The following is a 17,356-nucleotide window of genomic DNA, read 5'->3' on the forward strand; positions in this document are numbered from 1 at the left end:
GACGCCGTCGCGGCGGGTGCGGTGGTGAGGGTGAGCAGGAGGGCTGCCGTGCAGGCGATGCGGGTGCCGTGCTTCATGCGGTGATCTCCTCCGTGTGGGGGGTGGTGGGGAGTTCGGGGGCGGGTTCGTCGCCGAGTGAGGTACGGCTGGTCTCGCGGACGAACCACACCGTCAGCGCGGTGATCAGCGAGCCGCCGCACAGCAGGAGGGCGACGGGGGTGCCGTTGCCGCTGCTCGCGACCAGGCTGCCGGCGATCATCGGGGAGAACCCGGCGCCGACCAGGGTGGCGCCCTGGTAGCCCAGGGAGGCGCCGGTGTAGCGGACCTTGGTGCCGAACATCTCGCTGAACAGGGCGCCGAGGGGGCCGTACATCAGCGACTGGGAGATGCCGTGGCCGATGACGACGGCCAGGATCAGGGCCCCCGACGACTTGGAGTCGACCAGAGCGAGGACGGGGAACGCGGTGGCGGCGGACAGGATCGCGCCGGTGAGGACGACCGGGCGGCGGCCGAACCGGTCGGAGAGCGCGGAGCCGCAGGGCAGCACGACCAGGGCGACCGCGGCGGAGACGGTGAGCGCGGTGAGCACCTGCGGCCGGGGATAGCCGATGCCGGTGGCGTACGCGATCAGGTAACTGGTCAGCAGGGACTGGGCGGTGAAGGCGCCGATGCCGACGCAGCAGGCCAGCAGCACGGGCTTCGGGTGGCGCAGGACGTCGAGGACGGGGAGCCTCGACTCGGCGCGGTCCTTCTTCACCTCGGCGAACAGCGGGCTCTCGACCACCTTGAGGCGGACGAACAGGCCGACGCCGAGCAGTAGGACGCTCAGCAGGAACGGCACGCGCCAGCCCCAGGCCGCGAACTGGTCCTTGGGGAGGGTGGAGACCAGGGCGACCACGGCGGCGGAGATCAGGGAGCCGAGCGGGGCTCCCATCTGGGTGGAGCTCGACCACAGACCGCGGCGGCGCTCGCCGGCGTGCTCCACGACCATCAGGGTCGCGCCGCCCCACTCACCGCCGATGGCGATGCCCTGGACCACGCGCAGGGTGATCAGCAGGACCGGGGCCCACACGCCGATGGTGTCGTACGTGGGCAGCAGGCCGATGAGGAAGCTGGCGCCGCCCATCAGGCCCATGGTGAGCAGCAGCATGTTCTTGCGGCCGAGGCGGTCGCCGAAGTGGCCGAAGACGACGCCGCCGATCGGGCGGGCCACATATCCGGCGGCGAAGGTGCCGAACGCGGCGATCGTGCCCACGGCGGGGTCGGCGCCGGGGAAGAACAGTTCGCCGAAGGCGAGGGCGGCGACGGTGCCGTAGACGAGGAAGTCGTAGAACTCGACGGCGGTGCCGAGCAGTCCGGAGAGGGCGACTCGGCGGAGTTGGCGGGTGCGTTCTGCTGCGGTGGGGGACGGGGACATCGCGGTCTCCCTTGAGCGGGGGAAGGACACCGTGAAATTAGGCTGTCTGGTGACTGCCGTCAATAAAGTGCACAACATTGACAGGGAAGCGATGGGGGAGTGTGACGTGCATCACTGGAACCCGTTGATCCGCCCGGGCAGTTGAGTGCGTGACCACAGATATGCGAACCCGGATACGGGCCGGGGATCCGGACGCCTTCGCGGAGCTCTACGACCAGTACGCCCGCTCGGTGTACAACCACGCCTTCCGGCTGACCGCCGACTGGTCCGTGGCCGAGGACGTCATGGCGGCGACGTTCATGGAGGCCTGGCGGCGCCGGGCGTCGGTCGAGGCCGACGGGGGCTCGCTGCGGCCCTGGTTGCTCGGCATCGCCACGAACGTCTCCCGGTCCCATTACCGCAGCAACCGCCGCTACCGGGCCGCGGCCGGCGCGGCGGCCGCGGCAGGGGTACCCGAGGTCGCCGACCATGCCGAGGAGACCGCCGGGCGGGTCGACGACCGGCGCCGGATCGCCGCCACCCTGACCGCGCTCGGCTCCCTGAGACGCCCCGAACGCGAGGTCCTGGTGCTGTGCCTGTGGGAGGGGCTGGAGTACGCCGACGCCGCCCGCGCCCTCGGTATCCCCGTCGGCACCGTCCGCTCCCGGCTGTCCCGGGCGCGCGGCAGGCTGCGCAAGCTCGCCGAGGCCGAACTGGCCCGACCGGCACGAAGAAACAGGGAACTCACCCGAACGAACCGGCAGACAACAGGTGATCGCGACTACGTGATCCGGTCCGCACAGGAAGGAAACCGATGAACGCCAGCCCCTCCCAGCCGCACCCGGCCGAGTGGACGGAGACCCAGGGTCTTCTGCCCTCCGTGGAGCGGGATCTGCCGGCGGGCCGCCACCAGTTCCACAAGGAGCAGATGATGGCCCAGATCCGCGAAGACCTCCGCACCACCGATGTCGCCCCCGTACGCCGCAACCCGTTCCTGCGCCGGGCGATCCTGCTGCCGGCGATGGCCTGCGCCCTGGCCGGTGCGGTCGTGGGCGGACTCGCCCTGACCGGTGGCGGTGACCCGAACGCCTCCCTGGCCACCGGGCCCGCCCTGACGACCCGGATCGGCGCCGCCGACGCCCAGGGCGCCGACCGCCTGCTCGACCACATCTCCCTGGCCGCCGCCGACACCACCGAACCCACCGTGCGCGACGACCAGTTCCTCTACATCGCGTCCAAGGTCGCCAACACCTACCCGAAGACGGTCGACGACAAGACCACGGTGGTCAGCGAGAAGCTGCACTCCCGCCAGGTCTGGCAGTCCCCCGACGGCAGGAACGGCTGGCTGATCGAGCCGGGCAACACGAGCGAGGACGGCACCACCCTGGCCGGACCGAACCCGCTCAGCTCGGCCTACAACCGGCTCACCCAGCTGCCCACCGAACCCCGGGCCCTGCTGCGGAAGATCTACCAGGAGTCGGACGCCAACCGGGATCCCGAAGTCCCCCGCGACCAGGCCGCCTTCGTCGCCATCGGCGACCTGCTGATCGAGAGCTACCCGCCCGCGCGCCTCACCGCCGCGCTCTACAAGGCCGCCGCCGAGATCCCCGGCGTCGTCGCGGTGGACGACGCCGTCGACGCGGTGGGGCGCCACGGGGTCGCGATCGCGCGGCTCGACGAGCAGAACGGGGAGCGCACCGAGTGGATCTTCGACAAGAAGACGTACGCGTTCCTCGGTGAGCGCACTGTGCAGGTCGAGCCGAGCGAGACCTTCAAGAAGGGGACCGTGACCTTCACCATCGCCATCACCCAGCGGGCGGTCGTGAACGAGATGAAGCAGGTGCCGGGGCAGGCGGGCTGACGGATCAGGCCCGTTGCAACCGGGGGGCGGGCCGCTCGCCCGAGCCGCGCACGATCAGCCGGGTCGGCACGGTGATGGTCCGGGCCCGGGTGCGGTCGCCGTCGAGGCGGGACAGCGCCGTGGTCGCCGCCGTACTGCCGATCTCCTCGGGGACCTGGGCGACGACGGTCAGGGCCGGTTCCAGCGCCTCGGCGAGCGGGACGTCGTCGAAGGAGACGACGGCGACGTCCTTGCGTCTGCTGCGGGCGAGTTCGGCCACTATCCCCAGGGCGACGATGTTGTTGCCGGCGAACAGGGCCGTGGGGGGATCGGCCAGGCCGAGGAGCCGGGAGGTCGCGGCCGAAGCCCCCTGCTGGTCATGGGCGTTGGTGACCAGGGAACGGTCGTACGGCAGACCGGCCCGCTCAAGTGCCTCCCGGTACCCGGCGAAGCGCTCACGGCGGGTGTAGAGCTTGACCGGCAGGTCGCCGACGAAACCGATGCGCCGGTGACCGTGGGCGATCAGGTGGGCGACACCGTCGTGGGCGCCGGTGCGGTTGGAGCTGACGACGCTATCGGCGGCCAGGCCCGCTCCGGGACGGTCGATGAACACGACGGGCAGCCCCGTGGCGCGGTGCGTCTTGAGGTGGGAGTGGTCGGCGCCCACGGACGGCACGACCAGCAGGATGCTGACGCGGCGGGAGAGGAACTTGTCCGTCAGGGCGCGTTCCCGGTCCGGGTCGTCGGCCGAGGAGCCCATGAGCAGGGTCAGTCCGCGGTCGCGGACCGTGTCCTCGATACTGCGGGCCACCGCTCCGAAGAACGGGTTGCCGAGGTCGGGGACGACCAGACCGATGGTGGTGTCGGGCCCGCCGACGCGGATGTTGCGTGCCATGAGGTTCGGCTGGAAGCCGAGTTTGGCCACGGCGGCCAGCACTTGCTCCCTGGTCTCGGCCGACGCGGGCCCGTCCTCGTTGAGAACGCGGGAGACCGTCTTGGCGCTGACGCCCACTTCGCGGGCGACGTCGGCCAGGGTCGGGCGGCGGTTCGCTGCCATGGAGGAAACCGTCTCCTGTGCTCGTCGGGTTCCGGCCGCGGCCTCGGCCGGATGCCGTCGAGTGTCGATGCTGTGGTCAGGTGGCCTGGACGCCCGCGGCCTTCGCGGCCTCGGAATCCGCTACGACAGTACCTCCGGCGTCATCGACGGTGAGCGCGCCCGTCATGATGGCGACGACCTCCGCCATGGAGTAGTCGGAGGGCTTGATCAGGGCGGCCCGCCGGCCCAGCCGGTGTACGTGGATCCGGTCGGCGATCTCGAAGACGTGCGGCATGTTGTGGCTGATCAGGACGACCGGCATGCCCTTGTCCCGGACTCGCCGGATGAGGTCGAGGACCTGTCCGGACTCCTTGACGCCGAGCGCGGCGGTGGGTTCGTCCATGACGACCACGCTGCGGGCCCAGGCGACGGAACGGGCGACCGCCACGGCCTGCCGCTGGCCCCCGGAGAGGGTCTCGACCGACTGGGTCAGCGAGCGCAGTCCGATCTTCAGGTCGGCCATGTGCTCGGCGGCCTCCTGGCGCATGCGCTTCTTGTCGAGCATGCGGAAGACACTGCCGAGGACACCGGGCCGGCGCAGCTCGCGGCCGAGGAACACGTTCGACGCGATGTCCATCGAGGCGGCCACGGCCAGGTCCTGATAGACCGTCTCGATGCCGTGGGCGCGGGCACTTTGCGGTCCGGAGAAGTGGATGGGTTCGCCGTTGAGGCGGATCTCGCCAGCGTCGGGCGTCACCGCACCGGTAAGTGCCTTGATGAGGCTGGTCTTTCCGGCGCCGTTGTCGCCGATCACGGCGAGCACCTCGCCGGGCAGCAGGTCGAAGTCGGCGCCGTCGATGGCGGTGACCTGGCCGTAGCGCTTGACGAGACCGCGGGCCTGGAGGATCGGGGCGGGGGAGTCGAGGGCGGTCATCGGGCCTTCTTCCGGGACATCTGGTCGACGGTCACCGCGAGGATGACCAGGACTCCGGTGATCAGGGTCTGGTAGATCGAGGCGACGCCCATCAGTTGGAGCCCGTTGCGGAAGACCCCGACGATCAGGACGCCGATGAAGGTGCCGAGGACCGAACCGCGGCCGCCGAAGAGGCTGGTGCCGCCGAGGACCACGGCCGTGATGCTGTCGAGGTTGTCGGTCTGTCCGGCCTGCGGGTCGCCGACTCCGGTGCGGGAGATGAGGAGCAGGGCGGCGACGCCGTAGAGGAGACCGGCGACGGTGTAGACGCCGATGGTCAGGCGGGAGGTGCGGATGCCGTTCAGCCGCGCGGCTTCCGGGCTGTTGCCCAGGGCGTAGACGTGCCGGCCCCAGCCGGTGCTGCTCAACGCGTAGGCGAGCAGCAGGAACAGGGCGATGGTGACCAGGGAGCCGTAGGTGATGTCGGTGTGGCCCATCGGGAAGGTCTGCCCCAGGGCCGTCAGCGGGCCGGGCAGGTTGGTGACCGTCTGCTCCTCGGAGTAGATGTGGGTCAGCGCGAACGCCACGTTGAGCATGCCGAGGGTGACGATGAACGGCGGCAGCGGGATCTTCTGCACCAGCAGCCCGTTCACCAGACCGAAGCCGCCGCAGACGACCAGGCCCAGCGCGATGGCGACCAGCGGGGGCAGTGAGCCCTCGGCGGCCATCTTGGCGATCACGATGCTGCCGAACGCCATCACCGCGCCGCACGACAGGTCGATGCCCGCGGTGAGGATGATCAGGGTCTGGCCGATGGCGAGGGTGCCGACGACCATGACCTGCTGCACGATCAGCGAGAAGTTCCCGCCGGTGAGGAACTGGTCGGAGGAGACGGCGAAGAAGACACAGGCGAGAAGGAGGGCTGCGAGCGGGCCGGTGGTCGGTGCCGTGAGCAGCCTGCGGGCCGCGGTCGGCGCTTTGAGCTCGGCGTACGGCGATGAGGTGCTCGGAGGCGTGGACGTGGCGGTCATGCGAAGTCCTTGTCGGAAGACAGAAGTCCTGGCGGGACACGGGGGCGGCCGTCCCCGGGTCGGGGAGGTGCGGGGCCGGCCGCCCCGCTTAGGCCCTGTCGTCACATTCCCGTCGTCCGCCCGGAGGGCGGGCCGCACGGCGTCTGGTGCGTGCGATCGCAAGGCGCCGGAGCGCCGTCGTGGCGGAGCCACGTCGGCGGTTCGGCAACGCGGCGAGCGCGCGTGCCAGGCGTCGCGCGGCAGGCGGGAATGTGACGACAGGGCCTGGGGGAGAGGCGAAGTCGTACGTCCGCTGGGGCCTGACTCAGCCCCAGCAGTTCTCCAGGCCGAAGGCGGTGTCCTTGGACGCGACGCCCGTCTGGGCCTTGTCGGTGATCAGCGTGACGCCGGTGTCGGTGTAACCGGACGCCTTCTTGCCGTCCTTGGCGTACGACACGACGGCCTTGACGCCCTCGGCGGCCATCTTCAGCGGGTACTGCTGCGACGTGGCCGCGATCTTGCCGTCCTTGACGGCCTGGGTGCCGGTGCAGCCGCCGTCGACGGAGACGATCAGGACGTCCTTCTCCCGGCCCTTGGCCTTCAGCGCGGTGTACGCGCCCAGGGCGGCCGGCTCGTTGATGGTGTAGACGAGGTTGATGCCGGGTTCCTTCTGGAGGCAGTTCTCCATCGCCGTCTGGCCCTTGGCCTGGTCGCCGCCCGTGTCCTGGGCGCACGCCACGTCCTTCTCGGTGGCGCCGAAGCCCTTGAGGAACCCGTTGTGCCGCTGGACGCCGACGGAGACGCCGGGCGCGAGGTCGAGGGCGGCGATCTTCGCCGTCTTGCCCTTCATCGCCGCCTTGGCGTACTCGCCGATCAGCTCGCCGGCCTTGAGGTTGTCGGTGGCGAAGAGGGCGTCGACCGCGCTCTCCGGCTCGGTCGGCGTGTCCAGGGCGATGACCAGCACGCCCTTGGCCTTGGCCTTCGCTATCGCGGGCACGATCGCCTTGGAGTCGCTCGGGGTGATCAGGATGCCCTTCACACCGGCGGCGACCATGTTCTCGATGGCGGTGACCTGACCGGCGTTGTCCCCGTCGAACTTGCCCGCCGCGGTCATGAGCTGGACGCCGTCCTGCTTGGCGGCCTTCTCCGCGCCCTCCTTCATCTTCACGAAGAACGGGTTGGTGTCGGTCTTGGTGATCAGCCCGACCTTCACCGTGCCCGATCCGGAGCTCGTGGAGCCCGATCCGGAGCCGGAACCGCAGGCCGTCAGGGCGAGGGCCGCGACCGACGTGCACGCGGCGACTCTGAGCAGGGAGGAAGGCAGTCGAGGGGTGCGAGACATGAACGACTCCAGCGGGATTGCGGGCGAGCGGCGGCATCGGAGCATGCCGTCCCTAGGTGTCATCGTTGACTTATGTCATCGTTGACACTGCCGAGGATGATGACCCCGTCTCCCGGCAACGTCAATGCCCCGCGCCTGTCACAAGTCCGCAACGATGAATCAGCCGCCCGCTTCGTGCCCGAACCGTTGACGAGCCGTGCGGATTGCATTCATCATCAGGCCGGTGTCAACGATGACATAAGTCAACGCTGACATTCCTTGCCGGCGCCGCGGAGGACAGCGCCGGTCCCAGGGCGTCACCACCACAGGAGACCCATGACTTCTGGACGTGTATCCCGGCATGCCCGCATACGGATGATCGCGGCGGCGGCGACCGTCTGCGCCCTGTCCGCGACCCTGCTCGCCCCGCAGGCCGCCGCGGCCGGCACCCGGCCGTACACCGAGACGTACCGGCCCCAGTTCCACTACACACCGCAGAAGAACTGGATGAACGACCCCAACGGCCTCGTGTACTACCAGGGCGAATACCACCTCTTCTACCAGTACAACCCGAGCGGCAACTCCTGGGGAGACATGTCCTGGGGGCACGCGGTCAGCAAGGACCTCGTGCACTGGAAGGAGCTGCCGCTCGCCCTGTCGCACGACGACAAGGAGATGGTGTTCTCCGGCAGCGCGGTCGTCGACCGGAACAACACGACCGGGTTCGGCACCAGGAAGAACCCGCCCATGGTGGCGATCTACACCAGCCACGACAAGAGCACGGGCACGCAGGCCCAGTCGCTCGCCTACAGCACCGACCGCGGCCGTACCTGGACCAAGTACCGGGGCAATCCGGTCATCGACATCGGCTCGAAGGACTTCCGCGACCCGAAGGTGCAGTGGTACGCGCCGACCAGGAGCTGGCTGATGACGGTGTCGCTGTCCGCCGAGCACAAGGTGCGGTTCTACTCGTCCAGGAACCTCAAGGACTGGGAGCAGCTCAGCGAGTTCGGTCCGGCGGGTGCGACCGGCGGGGTGTGGGAGTGCCCCGACCTGTTCCCCCTCGCGGTCGACGGGGACCCGAAGAAGATCAAGTGGGTCCTCGTCGTCAACATCAACCCCGGTGGTATCGCGGGTGGTTCGGGCGCCCAGTACTTCGTGGGCGACTTCGACGGCAAGAAGTTCACCGCCGACGACAAGGGCGGCTACACCCCGCCCGCCGGCACGGTCGTCCAGGACTTCGAGGGCACCGGATTCGACCCGTGGACGACCACCGGGACGGCGTTCGGCGAGACAGCGGCGACCGGTGCGCTGGACGGGCAGGGAGCGGTCACCGGATACGACGGCAAGGGCTTCGCCGACAGCTTCCACGGCGGTGACTCCACGACCGGAACCCTCACCTCGCAGCCCTTCACGGTCGCGAGCCGCTATCTGAACTTCAAGGTCGGCGGCGGCAACCACCCGCACCAGGACGGGACCGTGCCGGAACGGGAAGCCGCACCGCAGGGAACGGTCCTCGCCGACTTCGAGAACGGCACCTACGGCGACTGGACGACGACCGGCGACGCCTTCGGCACCGCACCGGCCACCGGCACCCTCCCCGGCCAGCAGGAGGTCACCGGCTGGCTGGGCGACGGCCTGGTCAACAGCTACCTGAACGGCGACGCCACGACCGGCACCCTCACCTCACCCGAGTTCACCCTCGACAAGGACTACGTCGACTTCCTCATCGGCGGCGGCAACCACCCGGCCGGCTCGGACCAGCCGACCGCTATGGAGCTCCTCGTCGACGGGCAGGTCGTGCGCAGCGCCACCGGAAGCGACGCCGAGGCGCTGAACTGGGCCTCCTGGGACGTGCGCGACCTCGCCGGGAAGAAGGCGCGGATCAGAATCGTCGACGACAACACCGGCGGCTGGGGGCACCTCAACGTCGACCACGTCGTGCTGTCCGACACCCGGGCCCGGCCCGTCTCCCGGGAGACCTCCGTCAACCTGCTCGTCGACGGTGAGGTCGTGCGCAGCGCCACCGGTTCCGACAGCGAGACCCTGGACTGGGCCTCCTTCGACCTGCGCCCCTACGCGGGCAGGCAGGCCCGGATCCAGATCGTCGACAACAACACCGGCGGCTGGGGCCACATCATGGCCGACCGGTTCACCACCGCGGCCGCTCCCGCGAAGTCCGTCGTGCAGCGCGCCGACTGGGCCGACTACGGCAAGGACTACTACGCGGCCGTGTCCTGGGAGGACGCCCCGGGGGACGAGCGGTACATGATCGGCTGGATGAACGACTGGGAGTACGGCGGCTCCATCCCGACCTCGCCCTGGCGCGGCGCACAGAGCGTCCCGCGCCGGATGGCACTGCGCACCGTGGACGGCCGTGTGCGACTGACCAGCGAACCGGTGGCCGGCCTGGCGTCCCTGCGCGAGGGGCCCGCGGCGACGGCGACCGGAGTCACTGTCACCAGCGCCTCACAGCCGCTGACCGGCCCGGACGCGCGGGGCAAGGCACTCGACATCGAGGCCACTTTCTCCCTCCGGGACGCCGAACGCTTCGGCCTCAAGGTGCGCACCGGCGCCGGGGGAGAGGAGACCGCCATCGGCTACGACACCACGACCGAGGAGTTGTACGTCGACCGGACCCGCTCCGGCGCCGCGGACTTCAGCAGCGCCTTCCCCGGCGTCCAGCGGGCGCCGCTCAAGGCCGAGAACGGCAAGGTCACGCTGCGGATCCTCGTCGACTGGTCCTCCGTCGAGGTCTTCGGCGGCAGCGGCGAGGCCGTGATCACCGACCAGATCTTCCCCGACCCCGACAGCCAGGGGGTGCAGGTCTTCGCCGAGAACGGCTCGGTGAGGCTGGACCGCGCACGCGTCCGGCACCTCGGCTCCTACCGCGACTGACAAGGACACGAAACCGTGAAGAAGACCCTGCTCGCCGAGTTCACCGCCCGTGAGGGAGCGCAGGACGAGGTGGCCCGCATGATCGTGGAGTACGCGGGCAAGGTGCGTGCGGAGGAGGGCAACCTCGCCTTCGACGTCTACACCAAGGCCTCGCACCCCCGCGCCTTCTGGATCTTCGAGGTGTACCGGGACGAGGACGCCTTCCAGGCGCACCTGAACGCCCCGTACGGCGGCCCCTTCAACGCCGCGCTCACCCCGCTGATCGAGGAGCCCGCCTCCGTACTGACGTTCCTCGACCCGGTGGCCTGACGGGGCCGGGCCGGGAGGGGCCCCCGTTCCGGCCGGGTCAGCCGGTCGCGCTCTCGCGGTCACGGCCGCGTGCTGCGGGCCGCCCGCCCCGGGCGAAGAGGTCGGCCAGGGGCAGGCTTGCCGCGCCGACCGTGACCGCGTCCGGGCCGAGTCGGCCGAGGTCGATGGAGACGCGGTCGGCGGGGTGGCGCAGGGCGTAGGCGTCGGCGTACCGGCGTACGGCGGGCAGGAGGCGGGGGCCGAGCTGGAGGCCCGCCCAGCCGCCGATGAGGATGCGTTCGGGCTGGAAGAGGTTGACCAGGTCGGACAGGCCGGCGCCGACGTACTCGGCCGTCTCCTCCAGGACGGCGAGGGCCGCCGGGTCGTCGGCGGCGAGCAGCGCGGCCAGCGCGGTCTCCTCGTCGGTGCCCTCGGGCGGGTGGCCGCCCGCCTCGCGCCAGCGGTCGACGAGCGCCCCCGCTCCCGCGTACGCCTCCAGACAGCCCAGCGCGCCGCAGCGGCAGCGGCGCCCCCGGACCCGCACGGTCACATGGCCCCACTCCAGGGGGCGGCCGTACTCCACCCCCTCGGTGACGAGACAGGCTCCGATGCCCGAGCCGAAGAGGACGACGACCGCGTTGCGGGAGCCCCGCCCGGCTCCGAACCACAGCTCGGCCTGGCCCAGTGTGCGGGCGCCGTTGTCGATGAAGTACGGGACGGAGTCGGGGAGTTCACAGGTCGAACGCAGCAGGGACTCCAGCGGGACGGCGTCCCAGCCGATCGTCTGGCCGTGAACGACCGCGCCCTGCTCCGGGGTGCGGGCCACGATGCCGGGGACGCCGATGCCCACGCCCAGCAGTTGTCCGGGGGCGATGTCGGTGTCGGCGAGGACCTCCGCTATGCCGTCGCGGATGTGGCCGACGATCACCTCGACGTCGTAGCCGTGATGCTCCAGGGGCCGTTCGGTGCGGGCGAGTTCGGTGAGGGTGAGGTCGAAGAGCTCGACGCGGACGCGGGTCTCGCCGACGTCGACGCCGATCATGTGGCCGCCGGTGGGGGCGACGCGCAGCAGGGTGCGGGGGCGGCCGCCGTCGGACTCGACGGTGCCGGCCTCCTCGACCAGGCCGTCCTCCACCAGTTCCGCGACCACGTTGCTGATGGAGCCGCCGCTCAGACCGGTGGCCGGCGCCAGCTCGAAGCGGCTCATGGGCCCGTCGAAATACAACCGTTGCAGTACGGCCGTCCGATTGCCCCGTCGCAGGTCACGCACCGTCCGCCCGTTCCGCCCCGCCATGTGGATCCCTTCCGACGCCGCCTCGACCTGCAAGATACCGCTGCGCCGACTCTTGACGCGACTTTCCTTCGCGTCTTAAATCACGCCATAAATTAACTCCGGGGTGGTGTTCGGGAAGCGAACGCACCCGGGGTCTCTCCCTGGAAGGGACTCCAGAGCCATGCGCAGAACCCGAGCCGCGGCCGCCGGTGCGGTCACCGTTTCCCTCCTGACTCTCGTGACCGCCTGTGGCGGCGGCTCGTCGACGAGCGGCGGGTCCAACGACTCACCGAAGACCCTGACCTACTGGGCCTCCAACCAGGGCGCCAGCATCGAGGTCGACAAGAAGGTCCTCCAGCCCGAACTCGACAAGTTCGAGAAGCAGACCGGCATCAAGGTCAAGGTCGAGGTCGTGCCCTGGTCCGACCTGCTCAACCGGATCCTCACCGCGACCACCTCGGGCCAGGGCCCCGACGTCCTCAACATCGGCAACACCTGGAGCGCCTCCCTCCAGGCCACCGGCGCGCTGCTGCCCTGGAACGCCAAGAACTTCGCCGCGATCGGCGGCAGGGACCGCTTCGTCGACTCCGCGCTCGGCTCCACCGGCGCCCAGGGCCAGGACCCGGCCGCGGTCCCGCTCTACTCGATGTCCTACGCCCTCTACTACAACAAGGAGATCTTCGCCGACGCCGGCATCACCGCACCCCCGGCCACCTGGGCCGAACTGATCGCCGACGGCAAGAAGATCCAGGCCAAGGGCAAGTCCGCGCTCGGCGCGGAGGGCGCGAACCTCTCGGAGAACATCCACCACGTCTTCGTCTTCGCCAAGCAGCACGGCGGCGACTTCTTCACCTCCGACGGCAAGCCCGACTTCACGAACGACAACGTGGTGGCCGCGGTCAAGCAGTACGTCGACCTCATGGCCAAGGACAAGGTCATCCCTACCGGCGACGCCGAGTACGCCCAGAACCAGTCGGTGAGCGACTTCGCCAAGGGCAAGCAGGCCATGCTGCTGTGGCAGTCCGCGTCCTCCAACCTCGAGTCCCAGGGCATGAGCGCGGACAAGTACGGCATCGCCCCCGTGCCCGTGCAGTCCGGAACCCCGGGCGCCGGCACCCAGGTCAACTCGGCCGTCATGGGCATCAACCTGGCCGTCTTCAAGAACACCGACAACATCGACGGCGCCAAGAAGTTCGTGAAGTTCATGACCGGCGACGCCGAGCAGAAGATCCTCAACACCGCCTACAGCTCCATCCCGCCGGTGAAGAGCGTCCAGGAGGACTCCACCTTCAGCTCGGGCCCCAACGCGGTCCTCAAGAACACCCTCGCCACCAGCGCGGCCGCCCTGCCGCAGGTCGCCGACGAGTCGCAGTTCGAGACGGCCGTGGGAACCGCCGTCAAGGACCTGTTCGCCGACGCGGCCGCGGGGCGCGCGGTCACCACGGAATCGGTGAAGGCGGCGCTGGAGAAGGCCCAGCAGCAGATGCCGGCGAAGTGAGCACGATGACCACCACCGCGCCCGCGGAGGCCGCCGTGCACGAGAACTCTTCCGGGGCTTCCGGGGCTTCCGGGGCTTCCGGGGCGGCGAAGCCCGGTCCCCGCCGCCGCCCCGGAAGGATCCGCCGCATCGGCCTGCCGTACCTGCTCCTGCTGCCGGCCCTGCTCCTCGAACTCCTGGTCCACCTGGTGCCGATGGTGATCGGCATCGTGATGAGCTTCAAGGAGCTCACGCAGTTCTACATCCGCGACTGGGGCGCCGCGCCCTGGTCCGGCCTCGACAACTACCAGGTCTCGGTGGACTTCGACGCCCCGGTCGGCGAGGCGCTGCTGCACTCGTTCCTCGTCACCGTGGCCTTCACCCTGCTGTCGGTCGGCCTGTGCTGGCTGCTCGGCACCGCGGCGGCGGTCTACCTGCAGGACACCTTCCGCGGCCGGGGCCTGCTGCGCGCCCTGTTCCTGATCCCGTACGCCCTGCCGGTCTACGCGGCCGTCATCACCTGGGTGTTCATGTTCCAGCACGACAACGGCCTGGTGAACCACGTCCTGCACGGCCAGCTCCACCTCACCGACAAGCCGTCCTTCTGGCTCATCGGCGACAACAGCTTCTGGGCGCTGCTGACCGTCTCGGTGTGGAAGGGCTGGCCGTTCGCCTTCCTCATCGTCATGGCCGGCCTGCAGAACATCCCCGGCGAGCTGTACGAGGCGGCGGCCCTGGACGGGGCCGGGCTGTGGCAGCAGATCCGCCGGATCACGCTCCCGTCCCTGCGGCCCGTCAACCAGGTGCTGGTCCTGGTGCTGTTCCTGTGGACGTTCAACGACTTCAACACGCCGTTCGTCCTGTTCGGCAGGTCGGCCCCGGAGGCCGCGGACCTGATCTCGGTCCACATCTACCAGGCGTCCTTCGTGACCTGGAACTTCGGCACCGGCTCCGCGATGTCCGTACTCCTGCTGCTGTTCCTGCTCGTGGTGACGGGCGTCTACCTCCTGCTGACCTCCCGGGGAAGGAAGCCGGCCGATGTCTAGCCCCCGTTCGCCCATGGCGCCGCCGCGTTCGTTCTTCTGGTCCCGGCGGATCTTCCTCACCCTGCTCACCGGCTTCGTCCTGCTGCCGGTCTACGTCATGGTCTCCAGCTCGCTGAAGCCGCTCGCGGACGTCACGGGCGAGTTCCACTGGCTGCCGAGCCGGCTGACCGTCCGGCCGTACATCGACATCTGGTCGACGATCCCGCTCGCGCGGTACTTCGTGAACTCGCTGATCGTGGCGGGCGCGGCGACCGTCTGCTCGGTGGTGATCGCGGTGTTCGCCGCCTACGCGGTCAGCCGCTACGAGTTCCGCGGCAAGCGCGTCTTCACGGTCACCGTGCTGTCCACGCAGATGTTTCCCGGGATCCTCTTCCTCCTCCCGCTCTTCCTGATCTACGTCAACATCGGCAACGCCACCGGGATCGCCCTGTTCGGCTCGCGGGGCGGGCTGATCCTGACGTATCTGACCTTCTCCCTGCCGTTCTCGATCTGGATGCTGATCGGGTACTTCGACTCGGTGCCGCGCGATCTGGACGAGGCCGCGCTGGTGGACGGCTGCGGGCCCCTCGGCGCGCTGTTCCGGGTCGTCGTGCCGGCCGCGATCCCCGGGATCGTCGCGGTCGCCGTCTACGCCTTCATGACCGCCTGGGGCGAGGTGCTCTTCGCGTCGGTGATGACCAACGACACCACCCGCACCCTCGCCGTCGGCCTTCAGGGCTACTCCACGCTCAACAACGTGTACTGGAACCAGATCATGGCCGCCTCGCTGGTCGTCAGCGTCCCCGTGGTCGCCGGGTTCCTGCTGCTCCAGCGCTATCTCGTCGCCGGGCTGACGGCGGGCGCCGTCAAGTGACCGACCGTGAAAGGACTTTCGTGACCATCGACCTCGCCGCACTCCCGCACGACTTCCTGTGGGGCACGGCCACGGCGGCCTACCAGATCGAGGGAGCCGTGTCGGAGGACGGCCGCTCGCCGTCGATCTGGGACACCTTCTCGCACACCCCGGGCAAGGTCGCGGGCGGCGACACCGGCGACGTCGCCTGCGACCACTATCACCGCTGGCGCGAGGACATCGACCTGATGCGCAGGCTCGGCACCAACGCCTACCGCCTGTCCGTCGCCTGGCCGCGCGTGATCCCGGGCGGCGACGGCCCGGTCAACCCCAAGGGCTTCGACTTCTACGACCGGTTGATCGACGCCCTGCTGGCCGCCGGCATCACCCCGTCCGTCACCCTCTACCACTGGGACCTGCCCCAGGTGCTCCAGGACCGCGGCGGCTGGCCCGCCCGCGAGACCGCCGAGCACTTCGCGGCGTACGCCTCGGTCGTGGCCGGGCGGCTGGGGGACCGGGTCGACCACTGGACCACCCTCAACGAACCCCTGTGCTCGGCCTGGATCGGCCACCTGGAGGGGAAGATGGCCCCCGGCCTGACCGACCTCACGGCCGCCGTCCGCGCCTCCTACCACCTGCTCCTCGGCCACGGCCTCGCCACACAGGCGATCCGCGCCGCGGCCCCGGCCGCGCAGGTCGGCCTCGTCACCAACCTCTCCACGGTCCACGCGGCCACCGACCGCCCGGAGGACCTCGACGCCGCCCGCCGCATGGACGGCCACACCAACCGCTGGTGGCTCGACCCGGTCCACGGCCGCGGCTTCCCGGCGGACATGCGCGAGGTCTACGGCGTCGAACTGCCGGAACAGGAAGGTGACTTGTCGGTGATCGCCGCCCCCCTGGACTGGCTCGGCCTCAACTACTACATGCCGGTCACGGTCGCCGACGACCCCACCGGACCGGCGCCACGGGCCCGTCAGGTCGCCCGCCCCGGCGTGCCCCGCACCGGCATGGACTGGGAGATCGACGCGCACGGCATCGAGACCCTCCTGCTCCGCCTCACGAACGAGTACGGCGCCCGCAAGCTCTACGTCACCGAGAACGGTTCCGCCTACCCCGACGTCGTACGCCCCGACGGCACGGTCGACGACCCGGAACGCCAGCAGTACCTGATCGACCACCTCGCCGCCTGCGCGTCCGCCGCCCGCAAGGGCGCCCCGCTGGCCGGCTACTTCGCCTGGTCCCTGCTGGACAACTTCGAGTGGGCCTACGGCTACGACAAGCGCTTCGGCCTGGTCCACGTCGACTACGAGACGCAGCGGCGCACGATCAAGGGCACGGGGTACCGGTACGCGGACGTCATCCGGGCGCACGAGGAGAGGGGGCGCAAGGCTGCTTGAACCGGGCTCCGGCCCCTCAGTAGCTGTCGTAGCCGGGCTCACCATTGACCCGGTAGACGCCGACGACGGTGCCGCCCTTCGTCGTAGAGACGCTGACCGGCTCCAGCGCGGTGGGGATCGCTCCGTCGGCGAACAGCCGTTTGCCGGTGCCGATGATCACCGGGTGGATGGTCAGCCGGTACTCGTCGACGAGGCCGTGCCGCATGAGGGTCTGGGCGAGGTCGCCGCTGCCGACGACGTTGATGTTGCCGCCGTCGGAGGCCTTCAGCTCGCGTACGGCATCGGCGATGTCGCCCTCCAGCAGCGTGGAGTTCTGCCACTCGACGGACGTCAGGGTCCGGGACGCCACGTACTTGTCCATGCCGTTCATCCGGTCGGTGAACGGGTTGCCGGGATCGGCGGTCGGCCAGTACGAGGCGAAGATCTCGTACGTCTTGCGGCCGAGCAGCATCGCGTCGGAGTGCTCGTACCAACCGGCGATGGCCGCGCCCACCTCGTCGTCGGGCACCGGCTTCTGCCAGCCGCCGTGCTCGAAGCCGCTCTCGGCGTCCTCGTCCGGGCCGCCCGGCGCCTGCATGACGCCGTCCAGCGACAGGAACGTGCAAACGGTGATCTTGCGCATGGTG

Annotated in this window: 15 protein-coding genes; 8 read left to right on the forward strand and 7 right to left on the reverse strand. The window is 70.0% G+C overall.

The window, feature by feature from the left end; all coding sequences use genetic code 11:
* Positions 1-73: 73 nt before the first annotated feature.
* Complete coding sequence (locus tag ACGFWE_RS15965) at positions 74-1,417, reverse strand: MFS transporter (RefSeq protein ID WP_393600243.1); 1,344 nt, start codon at positions 1,415-1,417, stop codon at positions 74-76.
* Positions 1,418-1,566: 149 nt separating this feature from the next.
* On the opposite strand from ACGFWE_RS15965, the gene ACGFWE_RS15970 reads away from it, so the two are divergent.
* The gene (locus ACGFWE_RS15970) at positions 1,567-2,214 is read left to right on the forward strand and encodes an RNA polymerase sigma factor (RefSeq protein ID WP_393600244.1); all 648 of its coding nucleotides are present in this window, start codon (positions 1,567-1,569) and stop codon (positions 2,212-2,214) included.
* Entirely contained in the window at positions 2,211-3,257 is a 1,047-nt protein-coding gene (locus ACGFWE_RS15975) for a CU044_5270 family protein (protein WP_352390753.1), read from the forward strand. The genes ACGFWE_RS15970 and ACGFWE_RS15975 overlap by 4 nt, the downstream gene beginning before the upstream one ends.
* Positions 3,258-3,261: 4 nt before the next feature.
* On the opposite strand, the gene ACGFWE_RS15980 is transcribed toward ACGFWE_RS15975, so the two are convergent.
* The 4 genes from ACGFWE_RS15980 to ACGFWE_RS15995 form a co-directional block, all read right to left on the reverse strand.
* Complete coding sequence (locus ACGFWE_RS15980) at positions 3,262-4,293, reverse strand: LacI family DNA-binding transcriptional regulator (RefSeq protein ID WP_352390752.1); 1,032 nt, start codon at positions 4,291-4,293, stop codon at positions 3,262-3,264.
* 76 nt (positions 4,294-4,369) lie between these two features.
* On the reverse strand, positions 4,370-5,206 hold the full coding sequence (locus ACGFWE_RS15985) for an ATP-binding cassette domain-containing protein (RefSeq protein WP_352390751.1): 837 nt from the start codon (positions 5,204-5,206) through the stop codon (positions 4,370-4,372).
* A complete protein-coding gene (locus tag ACGFWE_RS15990; RefSeq protein WP_393600245.1) occupies positions 5,203-6,216 on the reverse strand; it encodes an ABC transporter permease in 1,014 nt (337 codons plus the stop codon). Before ACGFWE_RS15990 ends, ACGFWE_RS15985 begins: the two co-directional genes overlap by 4 nt.
* 304 nt (positions 6,217-6,520) lie before the next feature.
* The gene (locus ACGFWE_RS15995) at positions 6,521-7,537 is read right to left on the reverse strand and encodes a sugar ABC transporter substrate-binding protein (protein ID WP_352390749.1); all 1,017 of its coding nucleotides are present in this window, start codon (positions 7,535-7,537) and stop codon (positions 6,521-6,523) included.
* Between the two features lie 315 nt (positions 7,538-7,852).
* On the opposite strand from ACGFWE_RS15995, the gene ACGFWE_RS16000 reads away from it, so the two are divergent.
* Positions 7,853-10,414, forward strand: coding sequence for a GH32 C-terminal domain-containing protein (locus ACGFWE_RS16000; protein ID WP_393600246.1), 2,562 nt, complete (start codon positions 7,853-7,855; stop codon positions 10,412-10,414).
* Positions 10,415-10,429: 15 nt separating this feature from the next.
* Positions 10,430-10,723: a putative quinol monooxygenase gene (locus ACGFWE_RS16005; RefSeq protein WP_352390747.1), complete on the forward strand. Its 294-nt coding sequence runs from the start codon at positions 10,430-10,432 to the stop codon at positions 10,721-10,723.
* 37 nt (positions 10,724-10,760) lie between these two features.
* Here ACGFWE_RS16005 and ACGFWE_RS16010 read toward each other — a convergent pair whose 3' ends face one another.
* Entirely contained in the window at positions 10,761-11,996 is a 1,236-nt protein-coding gene (locus ACGFWE_RS16010) for an ROK family transcriptional regulator (protein WP_352390746.1), read from the reverse strand.
* Between the two features lie 160 nt (positions 11,997-12,156).
* Between ACGFWE_RS16010 and ACGFWE_RS16015 the strand changes: the two genes are divergently transcribed.
* From ACGFWE_RS16015 to ACGFWE_RS16030, 4 genes are read left to right on the forward strand one after another with little or no spacing between them, the layout of a single operon-like run.
* Positions 12,157-13,473 (forward strand): extracellular solute-binding protein, encoded by a 1,317-nt coding sequence (locus tag ACGFWE_RS16015; RefSeq protein ID WP_352390745.1) that lies wholly within the window; start codon positions 12,157-12,159, stop codon positions 13,471-13,473.
* Between the two features lie 5 nt (positions 13,474-13,478).
* Positions 13,479-14,498 carry a carbohydrate ABC transporter permease gene (locus tag ACGFWE_RS16020; protein WP_393600247.1) on the forward strand — a complete coding sequence of 340 codons (1,020 nt, stop codon included), beginning with the start codon at positions 13,479-13,481 and terminating at the stop codon, positions 14,496-14,498.
* Positions 14,499-14,511: 13 nt separating this feature from the next.
* Positions 14,512-15,351 carry a carbohydrate ABC transporter permease gene (locus tag ACGFWE_RS16025; protein ID WP_352390804.1) on the forward strand — a complete coding sequence of 280 codons (840 nt, stop codon included), beginning with the start codon at positions 14,512-14,514 and terminating at the stop codon, positions 15,349-15,351.
* A 20-nt stretch (positions 15,352-15,371) separates the two neighbouring features.
* Entirely contained in the window at positions 15,372-16,730 is a 1,359-nt protein-coding gene (locus ACGFWE_RS16030; protein WP_393600248.1) for a GH1 family beta-glucosidase, read from the forward strand.
* A gap of 16 nt (positions 16,731-16,746) precedes the next feature.
* On the opposite strand, the gene ACGFWE_RS16035 is transcribed toward ACGFWE_RS16030, so the two are convergent.
* A complete protein-coding gene (locus tag ACGFWE_RS16035; protein ID WP_393600249.1) occupies positions 16,747-17,352 on the reverse strand; it encodes a dihydrofolate reductase family protein in 606 nt (201 codons plus the stop codon).
* Between the last annotated feature and the right edge of the window lie 4 nt (positions 17,353-17,356).

It is taken from the genome of Streptomyces sp. NPDC048523, from assembly GCF_043199815.1.
In the GTDB taxonomy this organism is placed as follows: Bacteria; Actinomycetota; Actinomycetes; order Streptomycetales; family Streptomycetaceae; genus Streptomyces.

Bases quoted from the DNA above. Each gene is read 5' to 3' on its own strand.
- ACGFWE_RS15965 (WP_393600243.1), bottom strand. From the start codon at position 1,417: ATGTCCCCGTCCCCCACCGCAGCAGAACGCACCCGCCAACTCCGCCGA.
- ACGFWE_RS15975 (WP_352390753.1), top strand. From the start codon at position 2,211: ATGAACGCCAGCCCCTCCCAGCCGCACCCGGCCGAGTGGACGGAGACC.
- ACGFWE_RS15980 (WP_352390752.1), bottom strand. From the start codon at position 4,293: ATGGCAGCGAACCGCCGCCCGACCCTGGCCGACGTCGCCCGCGAAGTG.
- ACGFWE_RS15985 (WP_352390751.1), bottom strand. From the start codon at position 5,206: ATGACCGCCCTCGACTCCCCCGCCCCGATCCTCCAGGCCCGCGGTCTC.
- ACGFWE_RS15990 (WP_393600245.1), bottom strand. From the start codon at position 6,216: ATGACCGCCACGTCCACGCCTCCGAGCACCTCATCGCCGTACGCCGAG.
- ACGFWE_RS15995 (WP_352390749.1), bottom strand. From the start codon at position 7,537: ATGTCTCGCACCCCTCGACTGCCTTCCTCCCTGCTCAGAGTCGCCGCG.
- ACGFWE_RS16000 (WP_393600246.1), top strand. From the start codon at position 7,853: ATGACTTCTGGACGTGTATCCCGGCATGCCCGCATACGGATGATCGCG.
- ACGFWE_RS16010 (WP_352390746.1), bottom strand. From the start codon at position 11,996: ATGGCGGGGCGGAACGGGCGGACGGTGCGTGACCTGCGACGGGGCAAT.
- ACGFWE_RS16015 (WP_352390745.1), top strand. From the start codon at position 12,157: ATGCGCAGAACCCGAGCCGCGGCCGCCGGTGCGGTCACCGTTTCCCTC.
- ACGFWE_RS16020 (WP_393600247.1), top strand. From the start codon at position 13,479: ATGACCACCACCGCGCCCGCGGAGGCCGCCGTGCACGAGAACTCTTCC.
- ACGFWE_RS16025 (WP_352390804.1), top strand. From the start codon at position 14,512: ATGGCGCCGCCGCGTTCGTTCTTCTGGTCCCGGCGGATCTTCCTCACC.
- ACGFWE_RS16035 (WP_393600249.1), bottom strand. From the start codon at position 17,352: ATGCGCAAGATCACCGTTTGCACGTTCCTGTCGCTGGACGGCGTCATG.